Origin of the sequence: Campylobacter concisus (assembly GCF_003048605.1) — a bacterium.
Lineage (GTDB): Bacteria > Campylobacterota > Campylobacteria > Campylobacterales > Campylobacteraceae > Campylobacter_A > Campylobacter_A concisus_BM.
In genome coordinates this window covers 14229-40656 of sequence record NZ_PIRX01000011.1, presented here as the reverse complement: position 1 = coordinate 40656, position 26428 = coordinate 14229, and the positions used below count along the sequence as shown (strand labels likewise).

Here is a 26428-nt window from a genome sequence, read left to right as displayed (position 1 = left end):
TAAATAGCCCAAATTATACATTTTCGTTCCTAAATTTTCGCTACAATAACAAAAATTTAAGGCTAGAAATGGAAATTTTAAAAGCAAAAAAGATCATCACTGGCGGAGAAAATCCAAAAATTTTAAGAAATTCTTGTGTTGTCATAGAGAGTGATAAAATTTTAGAAATTACAAGCGAAAAAGAGGCGCAAAAGAAATTTAAAGAGGCCAAAATTTGCGACTTTGGTGAGAGCGTGATCGCCCCAGCTTTTATAAATTCACACGTTCATTTGGAGTTTAGCTCAAACGTTAGCACTCTAAAATATGGCGACTTTATAAAATGGCTTGGCTCTATCGTCGATAAAGGCGGCGAGCTAGCTAAAATGGACGCTAAAAAAGCGATGAATGAAGCCATAAATTCGCTGTTAAAAAGCGGAGTTTGTGCCATTGGCGAGATATCTAGCTTTGGCTCGGAGCTTGAAATTTTAGCCGCTAGTCCGCTAAAAGTCGTGCTTTTTAGTGAAATTTTAGGCTCAAATGAGCAGATGAGTGAGCAAAATTTGCAAAATTTCTTAGCCAAATTTGAAAAAACAAAAGGCTACAAAAGCCAAAATTTCACCCCAGCCATCTCGCTGCACTCGCCCTACTCTGTGCACCCAAAGCTCGCCAAAGCTGCCCTTGAGATAGCTAAAAAGGATGGTCTTCTTGTAAGCACGCACTTTTTAGAGAGCAAGGCTGAAAAGCAGTGGCTAGAGCACGGCAGCGGTGGCTTTAAAAAGCATCTTTTAAGATTTAGCCAAGATCCAAAGCCAATGTATGACGCAAATGGCTACTTTGAGATGTTTCGTGAGATAAATACCCTCTTTACACACTGCGTTTATGTGAGCGATTTTACTAAATTTAAGCCTCATCACAGCGTGACGCACTGCGCCGTTTCAAACAGGCTACTTGGCAAAAAGGCGCTAAATTTAAAAGAAATTTTCAAAAATAACGTCAGTCTAAACATCGGCACAGACGGCCTTAGCTCAAATATCAGCCTAAATTTCTGGCATGAACTAAGAGCCGCCCTATTTACCCACGCTAGCCTTGATCTAAACGAGCTTGCCACTAGGCTTTTTGTCGCTGCAACGCATGGGGGCGCAAAGGCACTTAGGACAAATAACGGCGAGATAAAAGCAGGACGCGCGGCTGATCTTGCCGTCTATAACGACCTAGAGTGCGATGATAGCGAGCTAATACTTCAGCTCATACTTCATACAAACGAGGCTAAAAAACTATATATCGGAGGCAAAATTTGCAAATTTTAAGGCTTATTTTTAGAGGATTTTTGGGAATTTTTAAATTTATCAATAACTACTTTAAGGCGCTCATATTTTTACTCATCTTATTTTTTATTTTCGCTCCAGATGGCAAGATGAAAGAGCCAAATTTAGCCCGCATAGACATCACCGGCACGATAATGGACACAAGCGAAATTTTAGATGCGCTAGAAAAAGCAAGGAGTGATAGCAACATCAAAGGCGTGCTACTCTACATCGACAGCCCAGGAGGCGCGCTAAGCCCTAGCGTGGAGCTAGCCATGGCGGTCAAGCGGCTAAAAGAGAGCAAAAAAGTGCTCGCATACGCAGCTGGCAACATGGCAAGCGGCAGCTACTACGCTGGCGTAAATGCTGATACTATCGTCGCAAACCCGGGCGCTTTCATAGGCTCGATCGGCGTCATCATGCAAGGGGCAAACATCGAAAATTTAGCCAAAAATTTAGGCGTGAGTGAGCAGGTGGTAAAGGCTGGCGAGTTTAAAGAGGCTGGCACCTTTATGAGGAGCTGGAGCAAGCAGGAGCGTGAGAGCTTGCAAGGGCTCGTAAATGACGCTTACATGCTCTTTGTAAGCGACGTGGCAGAGGCTAGAAATTTAGACATCAACAAAAAAGACGAGTGGGCAAACGCAAGGGTCTTTTTGGCGCACAATGCCCTAAAAATGGGGCTAATAGACAGCCTTGGCAGCTACATAGACGCTCAAAATGAGCTAGCAAAAATAAGCCTCGTAGATGAGCCCGTCTGGCAAGAAAAACCGCAGCTCGAAAAGATAATGGAGAAATTTACAAAGCAAGGCATAAACTCACTTTTTAATGCATTTTTCGAGACAAAGCTTAGATAATGAAAAACCAGCCAAGTTAAATTTAACTGGCTGGCAGAGCTTTTTATGTCTAGCTTATTTTAAAATCCCCTCGCTATCCACTAAAATATCTTGCCCTGCTATTTTTATCAAAAAAGTAGTTTCATTTATCCTTTGAAGCACCTCAAATTTACCATAAATGCTATTTTTGACAACGACATTAAAGTTTTCATCCAAAAGTCCAAATTTATCACCTAGTAGTAATCAATAGAAAAAGTCGCTAGCAAAATCAAAATTCATTTTACATATCATTTTTCTTTTTATAGGTCATGATTATTTTGATTTATGCTATTTAAAAAGTGAGTAAATTTGAGAGAAATTTAAAATAGATGGTGGAAGCGAGGGGGATCGAACCCCTGTCCAAAAACAAAATCCGTACAGCCTCTACACGCTTAGCAAAAGTGAAAATTTCATCTAAAAAGGCTCACTTTCCAAAACCAAAATTTAGACTAAGACTAAAATTTCAGCTAGCAAGCAGTCACTTTGCTGGCCTACTCTAGCTAAATTACTCGCTTACATCCTAGCTAGAATAAGATAAAGCGAGGCTCAACTGAACTTACGCAGCTTTAGCGTAGGCAGGAGCGAAATTAACGTTGTTTGCGTTTAAATTTAATTTGAGCTTTTTACGCTTTGCTCAAAGCGACGTGCCACCGTACACACTCTGCTCCTGTCGAAGCCAAGTCGCTCCCATAAAAAATGAAATGGTTTAGTTGGATTGTTTAGTCAAGCTTTGCAGGTACGTCAATGATCTTTGGCTCAAGGACGCTAAAATACTCTAGGTCTTTCTCGACGTCGCCTTTGTATTTATGAAACTGATCGCTAATGAGTAGCAACCAATCTATAAATTTATCATTTGCTGGACCTTTTAAGCTTCTAGCCTCTTGAGTGACCTCTTCAGCTAAAGTAGTGAGCTTTAAGATCTGGTCAAGATGCATAAAACCTGCTGCTGATTTGATATTGTGAAAGATCCTAGAAAGCTCTAAAATGCTCTCTTTATACTTGTCAGCTCTTCCTAAATTTATTATCAAAGGCTCTAGCAAATCGCACATCAAAGTGTAGTGAGAGAGAAACTCCTCAACTATATCATAAGAATAATCGACTTCAAGCCTTTTTAATATACCCATTTTCATGTCCTTAAGAAATTGGCGTAATTGTAGCAAAATTTTGATAAAATTGTTAGCATTATCACAAAATTTACCGGACTTAGCCATGAAAGATGAAACAATCGCAAAGAAAAAACTCACTATAAATGATATAAAAAACAAAAAAGGCGTCGAGCCTATCGTGATGATAACCGCCTACGATGCGCTATTTGCGAAGATTTTTGATGATTACGCTGATATTATCCTTGTTGGCGATAGCTTAAACATGAGCTTTAACATGCAAGAGAGCACGCTAAGTGCCGATATGAGCACCATGCTTTATCACACAAAGGCCGTTTGCGCCGGGGCTAAAAAGACTTTTATCCTAGCTGATATGCCATTTGGCAGCTATACAAATGAAAAACAAGCGATCAAAAATGCGATGAAATTTTTTAAGCAGACAAATGCCGATGCGGTGAAGCTTGAAGTTGGCATGCATCAGGTAAATTTAGTAAAACGCCTCTGCGAAGAGGGTATAAACGTGATGGCTCACATCGGACTAAAGCCGCAGTTTTTTAAATTTGAGGGCGGATATAAGATAAAAGGTAGAAGCGAGCTTGAGGCAAAAAGGCTAGTTGATGAGGCTTTGGCATTTGAGCAAGCTGGTGCGTTTGGCATACTGCTTGAGGGCACACTTAGCAAGGTAGCAAGCGAGATAACAAGGCAGGTTCGTGTGCCAGTTGTGGGCATAGGCTCTGGGGCGGATGTCGATGGGCAGGTGCTTGTTTGGTCTGATATGTTGGGATTTTTCGAGGACTTTAAACCTAAATTTGTTAAGCGCTATCTTGACGGAGCCGCTCTTGTGCGAAAAGGCGTGCAAAGCTACGCTAACGAAGTAAAAAACAAAATTTTCCCAAGCGAAGAGTTTTCGTATCAGGGTTAAATTTATACTCCAAATTTAAAAGTAGCCCATAAAAACTCTGCAAAAAGCTCTATCAACACCAAAGCGCTAGAGCATACTTTTTAAATTTAAAAAAGCTCTTCTGATTCAAGATAGTTTTGCGAGATATTTCGCTCTTTTTCGTCGGCATTTACATGAAGGACGTAGTAGCCTATCTGCGTGTTGCTAGCATCAAGTAGCGGCACAACACAAAAATAGTGTGTCTTATATACGTAAAATTCATACTTTTTAAGGTCTATGTCACGCAAAATTCCAACTATATTTAAATTTGCACTGCTTAAATTTTCGATGTAATAATCACTCAAAATTTGATCACTTGGCACACTTTTATGTGCTGGCATCTTATCTTTTGATAGGAGCACAAAGAGGTCGATGCCTTGCGTTTTATAGAAATTTCCAAGCGAGTCGTAGTTTAGTAAAACCTCGATGCTACCGATGTTTTTACCCTCATGCATCACATTTGAAACAGCCCTTATATGCACTCCAGCATACCACGCCTCGATGCCAACCATGGGCCTATCTTGACGCCTTGACTCTTGGACTAAAAACCTACCGTTAGCGATCATATCGCCATATCTGTTTAGATCCCAGCTTCTTACATAGCTTTTTAGATCCTTGTCGTAAAGATGAAGCTTGATGTTGTTATACATCGATGCTGCGCCAAGAGTTTTGGTCAAATTTTCGATATTTTTTACGCATTCGTCGCGGTCTTGACCTAGCAAACACATCTGTATAGACTCATTTTGAGCAAGCAAGATCGAGATCGCCATTGATGAAAATTTCTCATCATCGATGCTTTTGTTTAGCTGCTTTACGTGGTAGTCAAAAAAGACGCGCATATTGTTTTGCTTTTTTTCAGCCATGTATGAGCTATAAAGAAAGTAAAATAGGCTACCAAGCAGCGCAAAAACGACTAAAACGATATAGATATTAAAATATTTTTTGTATTTACTCAAAATTATGCCTTAGTTTTTTTTCTAAAAATTTAGCAAACTCATCAAATTTAGGCAGCGAAAGCTCGCTTTTTCTCTTTTCATTAGCCCAAACGCTATCTGGAAAAAATGCATCGTTTTCAAATCTCGCAATGACGTGAATATGCACGTGTGGCACGTAGTTTCCAAAGCTTGCGATGTTTATCTTAGTCGGTTTATAAAACTCAAGCATAGCCTTTTCAGCCACCAGCATCGCCTCAAAAAGCCTAGCTCTACTCGCTTCGTCACAATCACTTAGCTCGCGGTAGGGCTTAGCTGTAAAAATTTTCACCCACGGAAGCTCGTTCTCTTCGCGCTCAACTCTTATAAATTTATCTTCATATATCATATTTTGCCCCTATTTTATACGAAATTTCTCTCTCGCAAAATCGTGTAAAGCTTGATGGTTGAGATAAAAAATGTCACGATCGCAGGTCCGAGGATCACGCCCCAGAAGCCAAACGTCGTTATACCAGCGATCATCGCAAAAAAGATGAGTAGCTCGTTTATCTTTGTTGGTATCTTGACTAATTTTGAGTTTATAAATTTAATGACAAGCGGCTTTAGCAGCGTATCAGCGCCAAATGAGATCACGATGATGGTGTAAAGTGCAATCGTGATAGCGGCTGCTGTGTTGCCATTTGCAAACTCATAAATACTAATAGGCGCCCACGCCAAAAAGCCGCCAACGACTGGGATGAGTGAGGCGAAGCTAAAAAAGATGCCAGTTAGCACGCCGTCATAGCCGTAAAAACTGGTGATAATGGCAAATAAAAAGCCCTGGATGATCATATTTGCGATGGTTGAGTAAAAAACGACGCCCATCACGTTGCCAACCTCGCTTAGTATCGACTCAGTATCCTCTTTTTTAAGCGGAAGCGCCTCTTTTAGGTAGTTTATAAGCTCGTTGCCGTAAAGGTTGCAAAAGAAGAAAAAGACCAGAATGATGATCATATCAACGCCAAATTTAAGGCTTAGCTTGCCTAAATTTGCAAGATTAGCAGCGACTTGCGAAAATAGCATCTTAATATCAAGTCCGCCTATAAATTCCTTGATCTTTGGCTCTAAGAAATTTATCGACTCTGGCAGGCTAAAGTCGTAGTTTTTGATAAATTCAATGGTCTTTGTGACGTTGTTTATATCAAAGCCAGCTGCGTATTTTGCGATCTCTACGACTGCGTAAAGAAGTGGCGCGATAAATAAACAAAGAAGCGCAAATGTCGTAAGACCTGACGAGAGCGTTTTGCGGTTTTTAGTAAGCGTTAAAAATGCGATCTGCACGTTTGCAACAGCCACCGCGAGCAGCGCTGCGATAAAAATGTCAAGTAAAAATGGTTTAAAAAGATAGACCACCAAAGCCAAAGCACAAAACGCAAAAATTCCAAAAAACAGCCTATTATTCATCTCGCTCCCTTAAAATGGGGTAATTATAGCAGATTTATCAAAGCTACTCATTTGCTTGATAAATTTACTAAAACGCTTTGGCTCCAAATTTGCAAAGAGTGGGCTTTTGGCATTTTAGCGTGGCACTGATGCTTAGCAAATTCAGATAAATTTATGCCTTACGTAAATTTTCTAGCTCAAAAGCTTCTATAAATTCAGCCTTTTACGTGCACTGAAAATTTGCTCCGACAACCTCGCACTCATCGCAAATTTGCATATAGATCGTTCCCTCGCCGTCTATCAAGCCACCAAAAGGAATTTGCGCTAGATATTTCATCGTTTTACCGCATTTTGGGCATGCTAGATGCTCGGTGTCTTGCAGCCACTGCGGATATCCGCCAAGTAAAATTTCACTATCTATCATATGCGAGTAGTGAGCGCAAACCTCGCTGGCGAGCTCGAAATTTTGCCCATCAAGCACCGCCACGGCCTCTCTTACATAGTCCTCACTCTCGCCCTCGCCTACCACTTCTGTTTGAACACTTTTGCCGTCATTTTGGCAAAAGTACTGCACAAAGCCCACGCATGTCGGGCAAAATTTAAGCACAGCGTCGTTTTTAAGCTCTAAGCCAAGTCGCTTTAGGCTCTCTTTTTTGATTGTAAATTCCAGCATCTCGCCGTTACAAAATTTACATTTTTCATCATTTGCAGCTTTAAATTTAACGCTTGCCTCTGTGCTTTGGCATGGCTCGCAGGTAAAGCACCTATCAAAAACTAGGCTTCTTCTCTTGCCGCTGCTATCAAAGCTCCAGCCTGCAACCTGCGCGTATCCATCCATATCAACGTGAAGCTTTGCTTTCCAAGGCTTTGGCGCATTATAAAGCTTAAAAAATAGCTCCCTCACCACCTCATCGCCCTGCCACGCAAGCGCGCAAAGAATGTGATTTGTTTTTACGGTGTTTTCGGCGCCATTTAGGCTATTTATAAGCTCGTCTCTCACGTCATTTGGAGCGTTTTTGTAAATTTCAAATGGATAGTACTCGCCCTGCTTGGTCACTTCTCTTATGATCTGCTCGTCGCAAATGCCGTGTAGGTAGAAAATATAGACAAGATCGCTGTAAATTTCACCATATTTGCCTATCTCGTCTGTATGTGCTAAGACATTTTTTAGCTTTTGTTTGATCTCGTCTTTGTTTAAATTTTCATAAAACTCCAGCTTCTCTTTTTGTCTGCACCAGTAGCAGATCCCGTCAAAGTAAATCGTCCTTTGCTTGCACTTAGGACAAAGATGTGGCTCGCTCATTTTTGCTCCAAATTTAAATTTCGCTACTCAAAAAGCCCTTTTTCGATGTCGATCTTGACGTTAAAGGTCTCAAAACACTTCGCACTAGCGATCCTGCCCTTTGCGGTGCGCTCGATAAAGCCATTTGCAAGCAGATATGGCTCGATGACGTCCTCCACCGTGCCCTCATCCTCGCTAAGTGCCGCTGCGATCGTGCTAAGCCCCATAGGACGGCGCCTTGCTTGCATCAAAATTTCTAAATACCTAATATCCATCTCGTCAAATCCAAGCGAATTTACACCAAGTGCGTTAAGTCCCTCTTTCGCACGCTCGTGGCTGATGATTTGCTCGTCATTTACCTCGGCAAAGTCGCGAATTCGCTTTAATAGCCTAAGCGCGATCCTTGGCGTGGCACGTGAGCGTTTAGCGATCTCAAGCGAGGCGTTTTTATCGCACTCTTTGCCAAGCTTGGCAGAGGCTATCTGCACGATACGACTTAGCTCGCTGCTTGTGTAAAACTGCAGCCTAAAGTCCATCCCAAAGCGGTCCCTTAAAGGCGCTGAGATCATGCCAGCACGCGTCGTTGCGCCAATAAGCGTAAATTTTGGCAGGTCTATCTTGATGGTCTGAGCAGCTGGCCCTGAGCCTATAATGATATCAAGCCTAAAATCCTCCATCGCAGGATAGAGCACCTCCTCGATAGCTGGGCTTAGGCGGTGGATCTCGTCGATAAAAAGCACGTCACCCTCTTGTAAATTTGTAAGGATCGCAGCAAGATCGCCACTCTTTTCTATCATGGGAGCCGCAGTCATTTTGATACTTACGCCCATTTCGTTTGCGATGATGTGAGCTAAGGTCGTCTTACCAAGCCCTGGAGGGCCGTAAAATAGCACGTGATCTAGGCACTCGTTTCGCTTTTTGGCTGCTTTTATAAAGACGTCTAAATTTTGTTTTATCTTTTCTTGTCCGATGTAGTCTTCAAATTTTGTCGGTCTAAGCGAGACTTCAAAGTCATTTTCAAAGCTTACTTTTTCGATTTCAACGATTCTATCCAAAGTTTTTCCTTCTAAATTTAAGGCTTCATTTTACGCTTTTATGCTTAATCTAAGCTCGTTTAAATTTATAGTAAAAGGTGCTGCCTTCATTATAAACGCTATCGACGCCATATAAAATGTCATGTTTTTGGCAAATTTCGCTGACGATATTTAGCCCAAGTCCAAAGCCGCCTTGGATTTCATCCTCTCTGACGTAGCGCTTCCAGACCCTTTTGACGTCCTTTATCCCCTTGCCAAAGTCCTGCACGCTAAGATTTATGCGCTCATCTTCAAGCTCTAAATTTACTATTATCTCGCTCTCTTTTGGGCTGTATTTTATGGCGTTTGTGATGGTGTTATCGATGATGCGCTGAGCTTCGACCTTGCTTAGCATAGTAAATGCCTCGCTTGCTAAATTTGTCTTTACCACGATGTGCTTGACATCAGCCACGCTTGAGAGAAATTTCACTCGCTCTTTAACGTATTCGCCTAAATTTAGCCTCTCAAGTGGAAATTTGATGTAGCCTCGCTTTATGAAGTATTCGACATCTTCGTAGGTTATTTGCATCTGTTTTAGAGCGTTTTTGATGCGAGTTATATACTTGTTTTCAAGCCCTAGCATCTCAAGGTTCATACCAGCCACGCCAAGTGGAGTCTTTAGCTCGTGCATAGCGTCGTTAAAAAAGTTGTTCATATACTTTTGAAACTCTTTGTAAGGCTTGACGCTGCTTAGATATAAAAAATAGACGATAAAAAGCACCGCCACAAGGATGACAAGCAGCATGATAGCCGTTAAAAAGATGTTCTTTTTGTTATCAAGCTCCTTTTCTACGACGATGTAGTAAGGGGTCTTATCTTTTATAAAAAAGCTCTTGTAAAAGAGATAGCCACCCTCTTCTAGCGTTACAAATTTAAAGCTGCTTGGCTCTTTGCTAAGCGTTGAGATGACTGGTTTAAAATTTACGTCATAAATCGCAAATTTATACTTTAATGAGCTAGCTATATTTTCGTTTTTGAGAAATGCATTTTTGATGATGGTTTCATGCTTCATAGCGCCAAAGAGAGCCTTTGAGCTGCTATTTTTCTGACTTAAATTTAAGATCACAAAGCTTTGAAAGCAAAAGAGCGACATTATGACAAATGTCGCTATGATCTGGATCTTAAAGCTCTTGTGCATCTATCTTGTAGCCTATGCGCCTCTTTGAGATGATAAAGTTATTGTTTGTCTTGTTTCTTATCTTTAAAACGTGCATCCTTATATCAGCGCCCTCGATCTCTTTGTCGTTCCAGACAAGATCTCTAAGCTCCTCCATGCTGACGTAAGAATTTAAGTGTGAGACCAAACACTCGACCAAAGCGACCTCTTTTGCGCTAAGATCAACCATCTTGCCATCTTTAAGTAGCACACGTTTATTTAGGTTGAAGCTAAACTCGTCATTTATCTTTACTATGTTTTTATCGTCAGTGCCATAGTACTTTCTCATAAGCTCAGCAACTCTAAATTTTAGCTCAGCTAGCTCAAATGGCTTTTTTAGATACTCGTTACAGCCAAGCTCGTAGCCAATCGCCATATCATCTATATCAACTAAAGATGTCGTTATCATGATAGGGGCGTTTGGATTTAGACTTCTTATATACTTGATGACCTCGTGACCATTTACTCCGGGCACTTTTATGTCAAGTATAAAAAGGTGATAGAAATTTTTTTCTATCAAGTCGCAAGCCTCTTGACCGTCGCTCACCGCTGTAACTTCATAACCAAGCGTCTGCAAAAACTCACAGACGCTCTCTTGAAACCCCAAATCATCTTCTAAAAGCAAAATCTTCAAAATGCTCTCCTAAAAAACAAACTTTAATAAGATTTTTATCTATTGTAATACTTAATAGGTAAATTTCAAATTAAAATTCTTTTTTAAGTATTAAATAAAAATTTGTCCTGCATAGACTATGTAATATCTTAGCAAAAAGACACCGCAAATGACTAAAATAGCGTTAAGCACGGCAAATTCGCGTTTGAAATCATGTACCTTTAAAACGCTTAAGTCCAAGATGATAGGCACAGCCATGCCAAGACCTATGACGCCGATATAAAACATCAGCCCAAGAGAATTTGCGCTAAGTGCGTTTGCTACGCTCTGCGCACCACTTGCACTTGCACCTTTTACAACCATAAAAAGAGCAACTATTAGCAAAAACTCGACTATTATCGCAAAAAAGTCAAATTTTAATAAAAAGTGTGCAGTTTGATTTTGCTCTCTTGTTTCATCTTTTAGCACTCCAATAAGCAGCGTAAATGCACCAGCACAGCTTAAGCCAGAGACTAAGAATAATAGTGGCAAAACTGGCGTGTTCCAAAGTGCGATCTTGTGAGCTGCGCTTAGCAAAAAGCCTGTATATGCACCAACGCCGATGCCTAAGATGAAAAGTAAAACTCCAAGCAAACCTGAAAGCTTGCTAGCTAAATTTGCAAGCGCGTCAAAAAGAGAAATTTTAAGCATTGCGATCTCGTTTTTAAATGTACCAAGCGCGTATATAACGCTAAGAGGCGTATAAACTAGAAGCAGCGCAACGCCTATTGACATGACTGAGTCAAAGTTGTAAAGCAAAAGTATCCAGTAAAAGCTAAGCGGTTTGCCAAGATCAAGCACTAAAAGAGCAAGTCCAAGAATGATCGCTAATGGAGCGATAAGAGCAGCTGCTTTAAAGTAATAATTCTCTTTGCCATATTTTTTTGAAATAAGCACAGCAACGATGCTAGCACCCGCACTAAGTCCTGCTAAAAATAGATAAACGGCTATCGGCCAACCCCAGTAAATTTCAGAGTATTGAGCTAGGCTTCCTGACATGTTATTCATGGTGTGCTCCTTTTGTATTTGCGATCATCGCAAGTGAAGGTTTTGTATTTAGCTCCGCTTTTGGCAAATAGTATTTGCTCTCTTTTAATTTCTTTGAAATTTTAGAATTTTCATCATTTACATCGCCAAAAGTTAGGGCATTTGTAGGGCAGACGCTAACGCAAGCTGGCTCTTTACCCTCTTCTAGCCTGCTCTCATAGCAAAATGTACATTTGCCTATCTCGCCATCTGGCATGACGTAGCGAGCGTCGTATGGACAGGCTAGGATGCAGTACTTACAGCTAACGCAAATTCTATGATCAAGCAGCGTCACGCCATCAGCAGTTTTAAAGCTAGCTCCAGTTGGGCAAACCTCAACACAAGGGGCATCTTCGCACATAACGCAGCTTTGACGTAAAAAGTCAGTCTTTAAATTTGGAAATGTCCCACTCATCTTTGCATGCACCTGTAAGCGGTAAAGTCCCCTTGGCACGTTGTTTGCACTTCTGCAAGCTACCGAGCAGCCTTGACAGCCGATGCATAAATTTTCATCATGTATCATCATATATTTTTTCATTTTCTATCCTTACGCTTTACTTATGCTAACGCCAACATTTGTAACCATAGTCGCAGCCACCGGACCCTCAGCTGGATCAAGAAGCACGCTTGTGTTAAGCCCTACGTGATCTATGCTCTTAAGACCTGGCGTGATGTGTCCAAAGCCGTGATAGATAAAGAGCGTATCTTCTCTAATGCCCTCGGTCACCATAAGCTTGCCCTTTTGCTCGCCAAATTTATTTTTGACTAAGACCGTGTCGCCGTCACGTAAATTTTGCTTTTTAGCTGTGTTTGGATTGATCCAGATAGGGCTATCGCTCATAAGGTCATTTAAAAATGGCACTGTCTGAGTGTGACCGTTGGTATGGATAGGTGTTTTGCCGCAAGTTAGGCAAAGCTCGTGTCCGTCAAATGTGTCCATATCTTTGTCATTTAGCGCGCCATATCCTGCAAACTGTGCCTCGACATCAGGCAAAAATAGCTCTATCTTGCCACTTTTTGTTTTAAGCTTAGCCATATCGTCCATTAGGCCATTTTCACCTACAAATTTAGATGCTACTGGATATTTAGCGATAAATTTATCGATCATGCCTTTTTCTCTAAACAAAATTCCTGGCTCATCCCAAGTGATAAAGCCATCTTTTTCAAGAGCGGCAAGTAAATTTACATCTCCACCAGCTTGTTGCATTCTAAACTCGCGTATGTCGTTCCAAGTGTAAAGCTCATCTATCTTCATGCGGCGTGCTAGCTCCCTAAAGATAAACGCCCCATCTTTCGTGTCGCCAACTGGATCAACGACTTTATTTCTTATCATATAAGCTGGCTTTAGACCTGACTTGTCCTCTATGCCCTCGTCACGCTCTAGGTAGCTACTCTCAGGCAAGATGACATCAGCAAAGGTCGCCATATCGTTTAGATAGACATCGCTCACTACGATGAGCTCAAGCTTCTTCATCGCCTCTATGCTCTTCATCGTCTCAGCTACGTTTATGAGGTGGTTAAAGCGGATGTTAAACCACCCTTTTATGGCGTAAGGCTTCTCGTTTAAGATAGCGTTATCTATATCCATCAAAACGCCATGTTTTCTGCTTACAAATTTATGCGCTCCAGCCTCGCCAGCAAAGTCTAGTCTAGTGACTTTTGGCACTTTAAATTTCTCATCTGGATTTTTAAGAACTGGAAATTTATCCTCGCCGACTAGTTTGTTAAAGGTTTTTGCATTTTTGCCACCAAAAAGACCGCCCTTGACCTCCCAGTTGCCCATCATCGCATTTGCAACCATGATGGCTTTTGTCCTCATGTATTCAGCTCTTGTGGTAGTTGTCTTATGCCCAAAATCAAAAATAACTCTTGGAGCAGCTTTATAAATTTCATCAGCGATGCGTCTAACATCACTTGCTTTTATGCCTGTGATGCTTTCTTGCCACTCAGGTGTTTTGCCCTCGACGCTCTTTACGATCTCATCAAAGCCGGTTGTAAATTTCTCAATAAATTCTTTATCATAAGTGCCATTTTGTATCCAAGTGTTGATAAGCGCTAGCACAAAAGCAAGGTCAGTGCCAGGTTTGACTGGTAGCCACTCATCAGCTTTTGCAGCTACAACGCTAAATCTTGGATCAAGCACAAGTAGCTTTGTATCCTTGCTAGCTGCAAATTTAGCAAGCTTTTTTGCATCAGCTATGACGATACCCTCAAAGAGGTTGTGACCAAAATTTACAACGTATTTTGCATTTGCAAAGTCTCTTTTTAGCTTAGCAATGCCATACATCTGCTCGCAGACCATTTGATAGGTGATCGGACAGCATGAAAAGTGTGAAAAGCAGTTTGGCGAGCCATAAGCTGAGGCAAAATTTACCATTAGCTTGTGCGTTTGCGAGCTTTTACAGGTAAAGACAAAGCTTTCAGGGCCATACTTTTGCTTGATATCAAGCATCTTTGAGGCGACATAGTCAAGCGCCTCGTCCCAGCTAACCTCACGCCATTTATTTTCGCCTCGCTCGCCAGCTCTGATTAATGGCTTTTTGATCCTATTTTCATCATAGAGCTGGCTAAGTCCTGAGCCACCTCTTGCACAAAGAGAGGTTGCCGTGCCGCCAGCTTTTGGATTGCCACTTAAAAAGCGAACTTTGCCATCAACGACTTTTGCTTCGATAGGACACCTTGAAGAGCACATCTCACAAAAGCTATGAACGTGCTTTTCGCCTCCATTTGCAGCACCTTGCAAAGCACCACCTGACAGAGATGATGCAGCTGCGCTAACTCCTGCACTGAATTTTAAAAATTCTCTTCTATTTAAGCTCATCTTTCTCCCTTTAAAAGAAATTTTACTTTTTGTTATTTTATTATTTAAAGTTGAAACTAAAATTAAATTTTATTTAATAATTTTTTTTAGTTTTTATTTTTTATGATATGTGAGATTAAATATCAAAATAGAGTAGATTTTAAAAATAATGAATTAAGATGGATTAAATTTTAGCGCGATTTTTGCGTGATTTATAAAAATGAAAAAATTAAATTTAAAAAGAGATATTATTTAAGAATTTGATATAAAAAATTGAAAATTTAAAGCGTATTAAAAAAGCCGAGAGAAGATCTCGGCTTAAGTTTTATATAAGAACTGGAGCTACTATAAATCCAAGGATAACTGATAATGCAACCATTATAGTTCCTGGGATGAAGAATGAGTGGTTAAATACAAATTTACCAACTCTTGTAGTTCCTGTATCGTCCATCGCTATCGCACCTAGTGTTGTAGGATATGTTGGCAATACAAATAGACCAGAAACTGCAGCAAATGAAGCTACAAGGATCCAAATTTGACCTGAATTTTCAGGGCTAGTCATACCAAGAGCAGCAGCAACAGCAGGCATCATAACCTTTGTTGTAGCAGCTTGAGAGTATAGTAAGCAGCTTAAGAAATAAAGCGCAACAGCTAAGATAAATGGATACTGAGTAACGAAGTCTTTTGCAACCTCTTTGATAGCGTCAAGGTGTCCATTAACAAATGTTGTACCAAGCCATGCGATACCAACAACGCAGATGCACGCATTCATACCGCTTTGGAAAGTGCTAGTTGATAGAAGTTTGCCTGTCTCAACCTTGCAAGCTACTGCTATTGTAAAGCCGATAGTTAGCATAAAGCTAATGATAGCTGCATCTCTTGAAAGGATAGGTTTTTCTACTAAATTTAAGCTCTTTGAAATGCATAGCGCATAACAAACAACGATCAAAACACCAACTGCAAAGATAGCGACTGATCTTTTTGCGTATGGTTTTGGCTCGTGATACTCGACATCCTTAACCTCTGCAACCAAACCTTTTGCAAGTCTTTCTTGATAGATAGGATCTTTTGAAAGGTCAAGATCGTAAAATTTGTTGATAATAAACGCAGTGATAATCATCGCTACAAATGTAGTTGATATACAAATAAATAGCAACACTGGATAGCTAACACCTAGCTTCTCGCATAGACCGCTCATAGCAACAAATGCAGCTGAGATCGGGCTTGCAGTGATCGCTACTTGAGAAGAGACAACTGAAAGCGCAAGTGGAGCTGAAGGTTTGATGTTTTGAGTTTTTGCAACCTCAACGATAACAGGGATCATAGAAAACGCAGTGTGTCCAGTTCCTGCAAGGATAGTTAAAAAGTAAGTAACTATCGGAGCAAGAAAGTTGATTTGTTTTGGATTCTTGCGTAAAATTTTTGTTGCTACTTGAACTAAATAGTCAAGTCCGCCAGCAACTTGCAAAGCTGTGATCGCTGAGATAACTGAAGCGATGATCAAGATAACATCCATAGGGATGTCTTTCATATCGACTTTCATACCAAGTAAAGCAAGCACAACAACGCCTAGACCACCTGCGTAGCCAACGCCCATACCACCTAGTTTGACACCAAGATAGATGCCGCCAAATAGGACTATAATCTGTAAGATCAGCATTATATCCATCGAAAACTCCTTTATTAAATTTTATTACTAAAATCACCACTTAAGCGTGCCAGAATTCTGGCACGCTTTTAATAATACTTTGCTTAAATTTTTACTTAACCATGCTCGGATTTAGCATATTTTTAGGCTCTAAAATCTTATCAATCTCCTCTTTGCTTAGATAGCCTCTCTCTAGGCAGATATCGCCAACTGCTTTACCAGTTTGAAGGGCTTCTTTAGCGATGCTTGCTGATTTTTCGTAACCGATATATGGGTTAAAAGCTGTTACGATACCAACTGAGCCAAGAACTGATTTTAAGCAAGCCTCAGGGTTTGCTGTAAGTTTTTTGATAGCTTTTTCAGCTAGTGTTTTCATAGCATTTTCAAGGATGAATATAGAGTTAAATAGCGCATAAGCTATGCCTGGCTCAAACGCATTTAGCTCAAATTCGCCTCTTTCAGAGCAAAGCATAATAGTTACGTCGTTGCCGATAACCTCATAGCACGCTTCTCCAACAACCTCAGCGATAACTGGATTTACCTTACCTGGCATGATTGAGCTGCCTGGTTGCATTTGAGGTAAATTTATCTCACCAATTCCGCATCTTGGGCCTGAGTTCATTAGCCTTAAGTCATTTGCGATTTTTGAAAGTCTAACAGCTGCGGTTTTAAGCGCACCACTTACATGCACGAAGTCTGCAGTATCTTGCGTAGCTGCGATGAAGTCATCAGCCTTTTTAAAATCAACTCCAGTGATCTCTTTTAGTTTTTTAACAACTACATTTTTATACTCTGGGTGGCAGTTGATGCCTGTGCCTATCGCAGTTGCACCCATGTTTAGATGTGTCATTGACTCACGAGCAGCTGTGATCTTTTCGATGTCACTTTTGATGTAGCTTGCAAATGCGTTAAAAGTGTTGCCAAGTGTTGTAGGGACGGCATCTTCAAGCTCTGTTCTACCCATTTTAATGATATCTTTAAATTCTTTTGCTTTTTTCTCAAGCTCATCTTTTAGTAAATTCATAGCAGCAAGCAAGTCAGTAAGTTTTGCATAAGTTGCTACTTTAATAGAGCTTGGATAAGTATCATTTGTGCTTTGTCCAAGGTTTGTGTGATCATTTGGATGGATGTATTGATACTCGCCTTTTTTGTGGCCAAGGCTCTCAAGTGCAATGTTTGTGATGACCTCGTTTGAGTTCATATTTGTACTTGTTCCTGCGCCACCTTGAACCATATCAACGACAAATTGATCTAAAAACTCGCCAGCTATTACTCTATCAGCAGCTTTCGCCAAAGCATCAGCTATCTTTGGATCTAAAACGCCAACCTCTTTATTTGCAAGTGCAGCAGCTTTTTTGATCTGTGCAAACGCCTTTACGAAGTATGGATACTCTTTTAATGTCCTACCGCTCATGTGAAAATTCTCAGTAGCCCTAAATGTTTGGATACCATAGTAAAATTCGTCAGAAATTTCCAACTCGCCAATAAAATCATGTTCTCTTCTGGTTGCCATAACAGCTTCTCCTTAGTAAAAATTTGTTACCGAGTGAAATTATATAGGTATTTGAGATTTTAAATATTAATGACTACTTATTTTTTTTAAGCTTTAAGTTTTTGACTTGATATGGCGCTCTTTGAAAGAAAATTATATTTCATATTTAAGCTAATTTTTAGGAATTTGCTTGTCTAAATTGTTATATTACTAATAATATCACTTTTTTATCATATAAAAAGGGTCAAATTAGCTCAGATTTGTCCTACACTTTAAGTTTAAAAGCCATTTTTGAGAAAATTTAATATAAAATAAATATAAATTTACAAAATTTATAACAGCCAGGCTAAAATTTAATAGTTAAAAAATTTTTAAAATAACATTTTGTTTAGCAGTAAGTAAGGTAAAAAATTAAATTTTATTAAATTTGCTATCATCTTTTAAAACAGCTCCTAAAAAGGCAACCACAAGAATAATAATTGATTAAAAATTTATCATTTGTCCTTATTTATTTTAAATATAACTTAAACTAAGTTTTTATTAAGCGTAAAAAATACTTATCTTATACATTAATATATTTTGCAAAAATAAGTCAAAAAACATAATTATTTTAATGTAAATGCTATCGGAAAACGAAGATATCGAGCTTCTTTTGGCTTTGGAAACTCAGAGCTTGCTTTTTTGACATTTTCTAAAGCACCATTGTCAAGCGACTCAAAGCCTGAACTTTTAGTAACCTTTAGCTCGTCTATGCTGCCGTCTGTTTTAAGCAAAAATCTAACTTCAACAACGCCTTGATGCTTCATCCTTCTAGCGTTATTTGGGTAGTTTTTATGCTTTTTCACAGCCGCTATGACCTTGCTAAAGTCCTCATCGCTTTGCGCGTTTGATAAATTTAGCTCTTGGGCTACTTTTTGAGCTGGAGCTGCGGCGATAGACTTGTTATTTGCTGGTAAATTTGAATTTACAACAGGTGCTGGGGTCGCGGTAGGAGCTGGCGCAGTGATAGCAGGTTTTGGCTCCACCTTTGGCTCGATTTTTGGCTCAGGGCGAGGCTCAGGCTTTGGCAGTGGTTTTTTCTCCACTTTTTTAGGTTCAGCTTTAGGCTTTTCTATCTTTTTTGGCTCTGGTTTTGGCAGTGGTTTTGGATTGACCTTTGGCTCCGGCTTAGGTTCAGGTTTTGGCGGCTCTGGCGGTGGTGGTGGAGCTGGAGGTGTTGGCTCTGGTATCATCACTTGTTCGCTTATCTGCGGAGCCGAAGTTTGCGGCACTGGAGTGAATGAATTTAGAGCTATTTTTATAGGTTTTTGCTCGTCTATCTTTATCTCACTAAAGTTATGTGAAAGCAAAAAATAAGCCGCTGCTACATGCACTATCGCCGATAATGCTAAGCCACTATAGTTTGAAATTTTACTCAGAGACTGTTTGGATTGCAAAGTTTTCGTGTCCCTTTTCTTTTAGTATATCTATGACCTTCACAAAGCTCTCAAATTTAGCGTTTTTGTCGCTTTTTAGTTCGATTAAGGTTTTTATATCCACAGCATTTAGCTTATCTTTTAGCTCATCTTCTGAAATTTCTGCGTCATCTATAAAAAATTTATTATCTTTATCGATAACGACGCTCACTTTTTTCTCATCCTCTTTATCCTGCTGTGCGCTTTTGGCGCTTGGTAGATCGACTGCGATCTTGCCCTGGGCGATGAAGGTCGAGATGCTTAGCACGATAGCTAGCAAAACGAGCATGATATCGATAAATGGGACGATATTTAGCCCATCTTTTTTATTTAGACGCATTTTGAGCCTTGTATCTGTTTATCATGACATCGACTTTTCTAACAAAGCCATTGTAGATCATGAGCGTCGGGATCGCCACAAGTAGGCCAAATGCGGTCGCTTTTAGCGCCAAAGATAGGCCGATCATGATACTTTTTGTATCGATGCCGCCAGCCATACCCATGTCGTAAAATGTGATCATAATGCCAGCAACTGTACCAAGAAGCCCGATATATGGGGCATTTGAGTAGATGATGTAAAGCGTGGTTAAATTTTTTGTCAGCGCCTCATCGAGCTCTTTGATGTTTTTGTAGCCATTTATATCAACACGTGAGTAAAAAATGATACGCTCGATCGTATACCAAAGCACAAAAAAGCTCATAACGCCCAAAATACCGATGATTATATAGTCAATGTTGTGTTTTAAAAGTTCCATAATGCCTCTTATTTTTAAAATTTGAGTGTGATTATAACTATATTGATAATTAATGTCAAATATATTGTAAAAATGTAACCTAAAAATATTTTACTAAGAAAAGAAATTTAAATAAATAGATCTAAAGATTAGCGCAAATCTGCGTTATTAACTATATTAATACGATAGATAAGCGCTAACTTTTATAATTTGATAATTGTTTTTAATGTAAATATATGGTTAAAATTCTAGCTCTTTAACCACACGTGCATTTAGTGCCATTTGCATGTGGTGTAAAAATACATTTTGATAAAAATCACCACTATGCCCTGGTGCGTCGTAGGTTTGGACTAAATTTACAGGCACGATGATCTCTCTTTTTAAATTTTGCTCATTTGCGCTAAGTCTTAGGTGAGAGACAAGCTGATATATGCACATATCGGTGCAGTCGCCCATGATGACAAAGCTATTAAATTTACTTATAAATTTATTAAACTCCTGCGAATAAGCGATGCTAAGTGAGTTTTTGTAAAAAATTTTCATCTCATCAAAAAAGTCTAAATTTCGTAGCTCATCAACTGCCTGTGCTTCATTTTGCCCTTTTATAGCGTGCGCTGGGAAGCTCGCAAACTCAGCTGAATTTGGCTCGTGAGCATCTTGGATTAGGATGTAGTTTTTAAGGTTAAATTTATCCCTTGCGACCTTAAAAGTATCTGCTATATGGCTTGCTAGCTCACCCACACGCTTGCTAGCTAGTGCGCCTTCACAACAAAAGCCATTTATCATATCAACGCTTATAAAGACCACTTTTTCGCTGCCATTTTTAAAAATTTCACTAAATTTAAGCGCTTTTAGGCCATTTTGCCACGCATTTAGCTCATTTAAAATTTCTCTCATTACTTCTCCTTTATAGGTAAATTTATACAAAATGTCTTTGGCTCAAGGGTTATCTCTATGCTGCCCTTGTGCGCTTCTATTATCTGCAGACAAAGGTGCAGTCCTAGGCCATTGCCCTTTAGTTTGCTCGTCTTAAATGGCTCAAAGACGATGTTTTCATTTTTTATAGAAACTCCGCTGTCATAGACTATAAATTTATGTTCATTTGGCGTCTTTTCGTAGCTTAGCCTCACTACACCTTCGTCGTTTTCGTCCTCTTCGATAGCGTCTATGGCGTTAAATAAAATGTTTTGAAAGACCATCGCGATGAGGTCAAAGTCGCCACTATAAAGGGCGTCAGGGAAATTTAGCTCAAAATTTATCTCTTTTGAATATTCATAAAATTTAAGCGCCTCCTCGCACTCGCTTTTGATATCTAAAAAGTTAAATTCCTTTGGCGTGATGCTAAGCCCTTTTGTAAAAAGAAGTGTGGCTTTGATGATGCGCTCAACACGCCAGATCCCCTTTTGTATCTGCTCGACGATAGGCAAAATTTTTGGCTCAGCCCTTTTTAAAAGCGTCGAGTTTAAAAGCGAGATAGAGCCTATGGGGTTTCTTATTTCGTGAGCTAGGTGCGCTGCTACTTGACCCATCGAGGCTAGGCGCTCGGTGCGTTTTTCCTGCGTTATGTCGGTAGCTGAGATGATCTTTTTATCATCTTTGACCACCTTTTTTACAAGATAAATTTGCGAGCCAAAGTTTAGCTCGCCCTCATCTTTTGGGACGAAATTTAGCGCTTTGCCAAGCTTTTGCGCCTCTGAGTTTTGCAAGAAAATTTCATCATTTTCATCAAGCACCCAAATGGCATTTGGCAAAATTTCCACGATATCTTTTATAAAACCTTGCAAGCTCATATAAGAAGCGGTCAAATTTTTATACTCACGCTCTATCAGATAGGTCTGCTCTATTAGGCTTTTTAGGCCATTTTGTATATCGATATCACTCACAGCAACTCCTCATAATCTTTTATCTCGTAAAGCCTAAGCCGCTCATCTTTTAAGCCCAAAAGCTCGTTGCTAAAGCCACTTTTTGAAAAAAGTGCGATGATATCAGGCTTTATGCCTAGCCTTTCGCACTTGTGAAGCACTAAATTTAAGACATTTTTGCAAATTTTTCGCTCTTTGTACTTTGCTTCGCCAACTATTATCTTGCCATTTATGCTAAAAAGCATGTCTAACTCTATATTTTTGCTCCAAAACGAGCTTAGTAAAATGCCGTTAAATCCAAGCTTTTTAGCCATTAGCTCGCCGCTTAAAAGCTCAAAGCCAAGGCTCGCGTACTCGTCAAATTCTCTTTTTATAAGCTCTAAAATTTCCTCACTCCTGCCCTCTTTTAAAAGGCTTAAATTTGGCTCGATAAATCTAAACCAAAACCTTGAAAAATGGCTGTTAAAGTGAATTTTATCCTCTATCTTATAAGCTCGCTCGCTCTTTTTTAAAATTTGACGTTTATTTTTTACCCGTGGCTTTTCTTGGCTCTTTTCAAGCACTAAAAAATCCTTACTAAAAAGCTTTGCATAGACCCTATTTGTCATGCTTTGGGGCAAAATTTTATTTACGCTAAATTTCTTCCTGTCGCTTCTAGCAAGCTTAATGAGAGCCATTTTGATGGCCTCGTCGCTGTCCTCGTCAAAGTAAAACCTAGCCATCAAATTTTTATAATCATCTAAAATTTCAGCCCTAATCGCCTCAAAAACATCGTAGTATGAGCCCTTTAATAAAAAGTCATCAAAAACAAGATGAAATTTTATAACTTCAGCAATACCAAGGTGCTTCATCCGCTCAAATGTCGATTTTATGGCTAAAATTTCGTATCCTTTGTGTGGCGGATTGTAGCATATTTTTAGAAAATTTTAATTATAATCACGCAAAAACTAAAAGGCTAAAGTTGGTAAATTTAGAGCACATTAGAAGAGATATTATTTTAAAAAAAGGGATACACTATTTCGACTACACCGCCTCAGGACTTGCGTATAAGCCTATCGAGGACGAGGTCGCTGATATCTTAAAAACCTACGCCAACACTCACTCGCTAACATCCTCAAATGCCTATAAAACGCAGCTTTTGTATGATAGCGCTAGAAGCGAACTAAAGCGATTTTTAGGGCTTGATGATAGCTTTTATCTCATAGCTACAGGATATGGCGCCACTGGTGCGATCAAGAAATTTCAAGAGCTTTTGGGGCTTTACGTGCCCCCAGCTGCTAAAAGAAGGTTTGATCTAAAGCCAAACAACGACTCGCCGCTAGTCATCCTTGGCCCTTATGAGCACCACTCAAATGAGATCAGCTTTAAAGAGGCACTTTGCGAGGTTGAGCGTATAAGGCTTGCAAAAGACGGCAGCATCGACCTATCTCACTTGGAGCAAATTTTAAAGATAAATCAAGGACGTGAGATCATCGCTAGCTTTAGCGCAGCCTCAAACGTCACAGGCGTCATAAGCGACTATAAGCAAATTTACACGATGGTTAAGAAATTTGGCGGCATCGTGGCATTTGACGTGGCGAGCCTTAGTGCCTATGCAAATTTAGACTGCGACTACTTTGACGCGCTCTTTATCTCGCCACACAAGCTTCTTGGCGGAGTTGGTAGCTGTGGGCTACTGGCAATCAAAAAAGTGCTAGCAAATGACGATGTGCCAAGCTTTGCAGGTGGTGGCACGGTAAGCTATGTGAGTAAAAATTACCATATATTTTTAAAGGATCAAGAGGCACTTGAAGAGGCTGGCACACCGCCTATTTTGGGGCTTATACGGGCAAATTTAGCTTACAAGCTAAGAGAAGAGATAGGGCTTGCGACTATCTACGAAAACGAGAGCGAGCTTAGCGAATACTTTTGTCAAAGGTTAAGAGAAATTCCAGAGCTAGTTAGCTACTGCCCGGCAAATTTAAAGCGCCTTGCGATATTTTCATTTAATGTAAAAAACGTAGCTCCATACGAGCTTTCAAAAATTTTAAGCAAAGAGTATGGCATACAAACGCGCGCTGGCTGCTCGTGCGCAGGCTCATACGGACACGATCTTTTGGGGCTAAAAGAGGATCCAAATTTCACCCACAAGCCAGGCTGGGTGAGGGTTAGCCTGCACTATACACATACCTTTGAGGATATTGATTATTTGGTAAGTGCGATCAAGAAAAGTATCGAGAAATACGCACTTTCATGGCAGGTCAAAGACCCTTTTGACGTAAAAGAGATAAGTGGGTGTGTGGGTGAGTAAAAAAAATGTTTTGATAGTTGCTGGAAGCGACAGCGTCGGCGGTGCAGGCGTTCAGGCGGATATAAAAAGTTGCGAGGCATTTGGCTGTTTTAGCGCAAGCGTCATCACAGCCGTGACCGCGCAAAATACAAATGGCGTTAGCAGCGTGCTTGCGATGCCAGCAAAGATGGTGAAAGCTCAGTTTGAGATGGTGCTAGCCGAGCTTGATATAGACGCTGTGAAGGTTGGCATGCTCTTTAACGAGGAGATAATAGCCGTTGTAAGCGCGTTTTTAAAGGATTTAAGAGCTAAAAATGTGCCAGTTGTGATTGATCCTGTTTGCGTGGCAAAATCAGGCGCAAAACTGCTAGAAGATGGTGCGATCGAGGCGCTAAAAGAGCTTTTAAAGCTCGCAAGTGTCGCCACGCCAAATGTAGATGAGGCTAGGATTTTGGGGATTGACTTTGCAAATTTGCCTTGCGATATGGTGCTAAAGCGAACGAAGGTTGATGAAATTTGCGAGGATACGCTCTATCTAAAAAATGGTGGCGTCATGAAATTTAGCGAGGAGCTTTTTGAGCCTAGAGTGATGCACGGGGCTGGTTGTAGCTTCTCAAGCTCGCTAGCGGCCATTTTAGCGCAGCAAAGTGATCTAGTAAACGCCATAAAAATGGCTAAAAAATTTGTGGCAAATGGGATAAAAAATGCTCATAAAAGTAAATTTGGCGCAAGACTTATAGACCATAAAGAGGGGCTTGATGGCTGAAATTTACGCTATTAGCGATGATATTTTAATGCCTGAAAATTTGGCTTTGGAGTACGTAAGAGAGATTTTGGAGTGTGGGGTTAAATTTTTTCAGTTTAGGTCAAAAAAAGCGGTCAAAAACGAGAATCTTGCAAGTGAAATTTTAAATTTATGCGAGAAATTTGGCGCGAAATTTATCGTAAATGACGATGTCAAATTTGCTAAAAAGATAGGCGCAAAGGCTGTTCATCTAGGCAAAGACGATGAGGGCATAAAAGAGGCGTTTGAGATTTTAGGCAAGGACGCATATGTTGGCATTAGCTGCTATAACGATATAAATTTAGCCATAAATGCCGCTAAAAATGGTGCTAGCTACGTTGCTTTTGGCTCTGTTTTTACAAGTCCTACAAAGCCAAATGCTCCAAAATGTGGGCTTGAAGTGGCTAAAGAAGCAAAGCAAATTTTAAACCCACCTGTTTGTGTGATAGGTGGCATAAATGAGACAAATATCGGCTCACTCTCTCTTGCCAAACCCGATCTCATCGCCGTCATCTCAGCGATCTATAAAGATGGCAACATTAAAGAAAATATCAAAAATTTACAAAATATAATCGAGCTAAATTTCTAAGCCTAAGCTAGTTTTAGCAAAAATTCCTTTTAAAATTTAGCAAAACACATATCGCATAGGTAAAATTAAATTATAAATCTATGTTTTGCAAATTTAAAACTCTCACTGCTAGCAAGAATCGACCACTAGAATTATTCATTTATAAAATTTATTTTTTCTTAATTTTTCTAAAATTATTTTAATAAATTATATTTATATAATTTATTTTAACAAAATCATAATAATTTAAACTTTAGTTTGGTACTATTTTGTCAAATTTACAAAAAGGTAAAATGATGAAAAAGGCTCTATTTCTAGGATTTAGCGCACTTTTATTATTAGTGGGCTGCAAGGAAAGCAACATAGGTATTGTTAAAAACTATATTTTAAAAGGTAACAAATCAATAACAATAGGCTCAGCGATAGATAGCTTTAAAGGCTGTACAAGCACCCAGTGGCAAGACATCAGTAGTGACGATAAAAAAGTGGTTAAAGTAAGCTGCGTGGTAGGGAAAAATGTGCTTGAAGATGAGTTTGAAAGAAAAAATAGCGGCTACATAAAAGCTCTAAATAATGCAAAAGCTGCACAGCAAAAAAGAGTTGATAACAGCCTTGAGCTAGCACTTGATAGCGCAAATAGTATATTAAAAAGTGGTAAAAGCATAGATAAAGAGACTATTTTATCCATCGCGAACAAGCACTGCAAATTTGATCCGACGAAAGAAAGTGCTGGCTACCTAGCCTCTGTTAGCTGTGACCTTGAGTTTAAAAATGAGCTCGCTCAAAATTTGGATATCAAACAAAAATGGGTCTTTGACAACGTCGTAGCCCAAAGCAAATATGCCACCTACTACTCGCAAAAAGAGCCTGAAGTGATCTATTTTGGTGAAAATGTTAGAAAAGTAAATGAGAGAGTTATTGAGCTTACTTTCACGATAAATAGCGATAAAAGTGTGAGTATCTCAAAGGTCACGAAAATAGATGATGGCAATACGAAAGATATAAACCGCGGTTTGGTTGCGATGTTTTATGCAAGATAAATTTTGCTACTAAAATAAATATCTTTAAGTTTAAAA

27 protein-coding genes and 1 other RNA gene are annotated in these 26428 nt (G+C 39.7%); 7 read left to right on the top strand and 21 right to left on the bottom strand.

Annotation, left to right across the window (positions count from 1 at the left end; translation table 11 throughout):
• The first annotated feature begins 68 nt into the window (after nucleotides 1–68).
• Both CVS86_RS09345 and sppA read left to right on the top strand, forming a co-directional pair.
• Nucleotides 69–1286 (top strand): metal-dependent hydrolase, encoded by a 1218-nt coding sequence (locus tag CVS86_RS09345; protein WP_107791712.1) that lies wholly within the window; start codon nucleotides 69–71, stop codon nucleotides 1284–1286.
• The gene (sppA, locus tag CVS86_RS09340) at nucleotides 1274–2137 is read left to right on the top strand and encodes a signal peptide peptidase SppA (protein WP_107791711.1); all 864 of its coding nucleotides are present in this window, start codon (nucleotides 1274–1276) and stop codon (nucleotides 2135–2137) included. Before CVS86_RS09345 ends, sppA begins: the two co-directional genes overlap by 13 nt.
• A gap of 54 nt (nucleotides 2138–2191) precedes the next feature.
• On the opposite strand, the gene CVS86_RS09335 is transcribed toward sppA, so the two are convergent.
• The 3 genes from CVS86_RS09335 to CVS86_RS09325 form a co-directional block, all read right to left on the bottom strand.
• On the bottom strand, nucleotides 2192–2332 hold the full coding sequence (locus CVS86_RS09335) for a hypothetical protein (RefSeq protein WP_199906535.1): 141 nt from the start codon (nucleotides 2330–2332) through the stop codon (nucleotides 2192–2194).
• A 153-nt stretch (nucleotides 2333–2485) separates the two neighbouring features.
• Nucleotides 2486–2844: a transfer-messenger RNA gene (gene ssrA / locus CVS86_RS09330) on the bottom strand.
• Nucleotides 2845–2874: 30 nt separating this feature from the next.
• Nucleotides 2875–3279: a phosphorelay protein gene (locus CVS86_RS09325; protein ID WP_107791710.1), complete on the bottom strand. Its 405-nt coding sequence runs from the start codon at nucleotides 3277–3279 to the stop codon at nucleotides 2875–2877.
• An 85-nt stretch (nucleotides 3280–3364) separates the two neighbouring features.
• On the opposite strand from CVS86_RS09325, the gene panB reads away from it, so the two are divergent.
• Nucleotides 3365–4180 (top strand): 3-methyl-2-oxobutanoate hydroxymethyltransferase, encoded by an 816-nt coding sequence (panB, locus tag CVS86_RS09320; protein ID WP_107791709.1) that lies wholly within the window; start codon nucleotides 3365–3367, stop codon nucleotides 4178–4180.
• A gap of 86 nt (nucleotides 4181–4266) precedes the next feature.
• Here panB and CVS86_RS09315 read toward each other — a convergent pair whose 3' ends face one another.
• The 18 genes from CVS86_RS09315 to CVS86_RS09230 form a co-directional block, all read right to left on the bottom strand.
• A complete protein-coding gene (locus CVS86_RS09315; RefSeq protein ID WP_107791708.1) occupies nucleotides 4267–5154 on the bottom strand; it encodes a cache domain-containing protein in 888 nt (295 codons plus the stop codon).
• Nucleotides 5147–5518: an HIT family protein gene (locus CVS86_RS09310; RefSeq protein ID WP_107791707.1), complete on the bottom strand. Its 372-nt coding sequence runs from the start codon at nucleotides 5516–5518 to the stop codon at nucleotides 5147–5149. Before CVS86_RS09310 ends, CVS86_RS09315 begins: the two co-directional genes overlap by 8 nt.
• Before the next feature lie 14 nt (nucleotides 5519–5532).
• Nucleotides 5533–6573, bottom strand: a complete 1041-nt coding sequence (locus CVS86_RS09305) for an AI-2E family transporter (protein ID WP_107791706.1) — start codon at nucleotides 6571–6573, stop codon at nucleotides 5533–5535.
• 202 nt (nucleotides 6574–6775) lie between these two features.
• Nucleotides 6776–7855, bottom strand: a complete 1080-nt coding sequence (locus CVS86_RS09300) for a cytochrome C (protein WP_107791705.1) — start codon at nucleotides 7853–7855, stop codon at nucleotides 6776–6778.
• Nucleotides 7856–7878: 23 nt separating this feature from the next.
• A complete protein-coding gene (ruvB, locus tag CVS86_RS09295; protein WP_021090089.1) occupies nucleotides 7879–8889 on the bottom strand; it encodes a Holliday junction branch migration DNA helicase RuvB in 1011 nt (336 codons plus the stop codon).
• A 49-nt stretch (nucleotides 8890–8938) separates the two neighbouring features.
• Entirely contained in the window at nucleotides 8939–10045 is a 1107-nt protein-coding gene (locus CVS86_RS09290) for a sensor histidine kinase (RefSeq protein WP_107791704.1), read from the bottom strand.
• Nucleotides 10029–10697 (bottom strand): response regulator transcription factor, encoded by a 669-nt coding sequence (locus tag CVS86_RS09285; protein ID WP_009294240.1) that lies wholly within the window; start codon nucleotides 10695–10697, stop codon nucleotides 10029–10031. The genes CVS86_RS09290 and CVS86_RS09285 overlap by 17 nt, the downstream gene beginning before the upstream one ends.
• Before the next feature lie 90 nt (nucleotides 10698–10787).
• The gene (gene nrfD / locus CVS86_RS09280; RefSeq protein ID WP_107791703.1) at nucleotides 10788–11723 is read right to left on the bottom strand and encodes an NrfD/PsrC family molybdoenzyme membrane anchor subunit; all 936 of its coding nucleotides are present in this window, start codon (nucleotides 11721–11723) and stop codon (nucleotides 10788–10790) included.
• Nucleotides 11716–12279 carry a 4Fe-4S dicluster domain-containing protein gene (locus CVS86_RS09275; RefSeq protein ID WP_087577645.1) on the bottom strand — a complete coding sequence of 188 codons (564 nt, stop codon included), beginning with the start codon at nucleotides 12277–12279 and terminating at the stop codon, nucleotides 11716–11718. The genes nrfD and CVS86_RS09275 overlap by 8 nt, the downstream gene beginning before the upstream one ends.
• A 9-nt stretch (nucleotides 12280–12288) precedes the next feature.
• Complete coding sequence (phsA, locus tag CVS86_RS09270; RefSeq protein ID WP_107791702.1) at nucleotides 12289–14562, bottom strand: thiosulfate reductase PhsA; 2274 nt, start codon at nucleotides 14560–14562, stop codon at nucleotides 12289–12291.
• Between the two features lie 304 nt (nucleotides 14563–14866).
• Nucleotides 14867–16210: an anaerobic C4-dicarboxylate transporter gene (locus CVS86_RS09265; RefSeq protein ID WP_107791701.1), complete on the bottom strand. Its 1344-nt coding sequence runs from the start codon at nucleotides 16208–16210 to the stop codon at nucleotides 14867–14869.
• Between the two features lie 91 nt (nucleotides 16211–16301).
• The gene (locus CVS86_RS09260; protein ID WP_103580811.1) at nucleotides 16302–17702 is read right to left on the bottom strand and encodes an aspartate ammonia-lyase; all 1401 of its coding nucleotides are present in this window, start codon (nucleotides 17700–17702) and stop codon (nucleotides 16302–16304) included.
• 584 nt (nucleotides 17703–18286) lie between these two features.
• Nucleotides 18287–19030 carry an energy transducer TonB gene (locus tag CVS86_RS09255; protein WP_234399265.1) on the bottom strand — a complete coding sequence of 248 codons (744 nt, stop codon included), beginning with the start codon at nucleotides 19028–19030 and terminating at the stop codon, nucleotides 18287–18289.
• A gap of 61 nt (nucleotides 19031–19091) precedes the next feature.
• Entirely contained in the window at nucleotides 19092–19475 is a 384-nt protein-coding gene (gene exbD, locus CVS86_RS09250) for a TonB system transport protein ExbD (RefSeq protein ID WP_107791699.1), read from the bottom strand.
• On the bottom strand, nucleotides 19462–19890 hold the full coding sequence (exbB, locus tag CVS86_RS09245) for a TonB-system energizer ExbB (protein ID WP_107791698.1): 429 nt from the start codon (nucleotides 19888–19890) through the stop codon (nucleotides 19462–19464). The genes exbD and exbB overlap by 14 nt, the downstream gene beginning before the upstream one ends.
• Before the next feature lie 219 nt (nucleotides 19891–20109).
• Entirely contained in the window at nucleotides 20110–20766 is a 657-nt protein-coding gene (locus tag CVS86_RS09240) for a cysteine hydrolase family protein (RefSeq protein WP_107791697.1), read from the bottom strand.
• Nucleotides 20766–21752: a sensor histidine kinase gene (locus CVS86_RS09235; protein ID WP_107791696.1), complete on the bottom strand. Its 987-nt coding sequence runs from the start codon at nucleotides 21750–21752 to the stop codon at nucleotides 20766–20768. Before CVS86_RS09235 ends, CVS86_RS09240 begins: the two co-directional genes overlap by 1 nt.
• Nucleotides 21749–22582 carry a DUF234 domain-containing protein gene (locus CVS86_RS09230; protein ID WP_021092061.1) on the bottom strand — a complete coding sequence of 278 codons (834 nt, stop codon included), beginning with the start codon at nucleotides 22580–22582 and terminating at the stop codon, nucleotides 21749–21751. Before CVS86_RS09230 ends, CVS86_RS09235 begins: the two co-directional genes overlap by 4 nt.
• Nucleotides 22583–22692: 110 nt before the next feature.
• Between CVS86_RS09230 and CVS86_RS09225 the strand changes: the two genes are divergently transcribed.
• The 4 genes from CVS86_RS09225 (at nucleotide 22693) to CVS86_RS09210 (ending at nucleotide 26392) form a co-directional block, all read left to right on the top strand.
• A complete protein-coding gene (locus CVS86_RS09225) occupies nucleotides 22693–24021 on the top strand; it encodes an aminotransferase class V-fold PLP-dependent enzyme (RefSeq protein WP_107791720.1) in 1329 nt (442 codons plus the stop codon).
• The gene (gene thiD, locus CVS86_RS09220) at nucleotides 24014–24766 is read left to right on the top strand and encodes a bifunctional hydroxymethylpyrimidine kinase/phosphomethylpyrimidine kinase (RefSeq protein WP_413784227.1); all 753 of its coding nucleotides are present in this window, start codon (nucleotides 24014–24016) and stop codon (nucleotides 24764–24766) included. The genes CVS86_RS09225 and thiD overlap by 8 nt, the downstream gene beginning before the upstream one ends.
• Nucleotides 24759–25373 (top strand): thiamine phosphate synthase, encoded by a 615-nt coding sequence (gene thiE, locus CVS86_RS09215; protein ID WP_107791695.1) that lies wholly within the window; start codon nucleotides 24759–24761, stop codon nucleotides 25371–25373. The genes thiD and thiE overlap by 8 nt, the downstream gene beginning before the upstream one ends.
• Before the next feature lie 275 nt (nucleotides 25374–25648).
• A complete protein-coding gene (locus tag CVS86_RS09210; protein WP_107791694.1) occupies nucleotides 25649–26392 on the top strand; it encodes a hypothetical protein in 744 nt (247 codons plus the stop codon).
• Nucleotides 26393–26428: the final 36 nt, after the last annotated feature.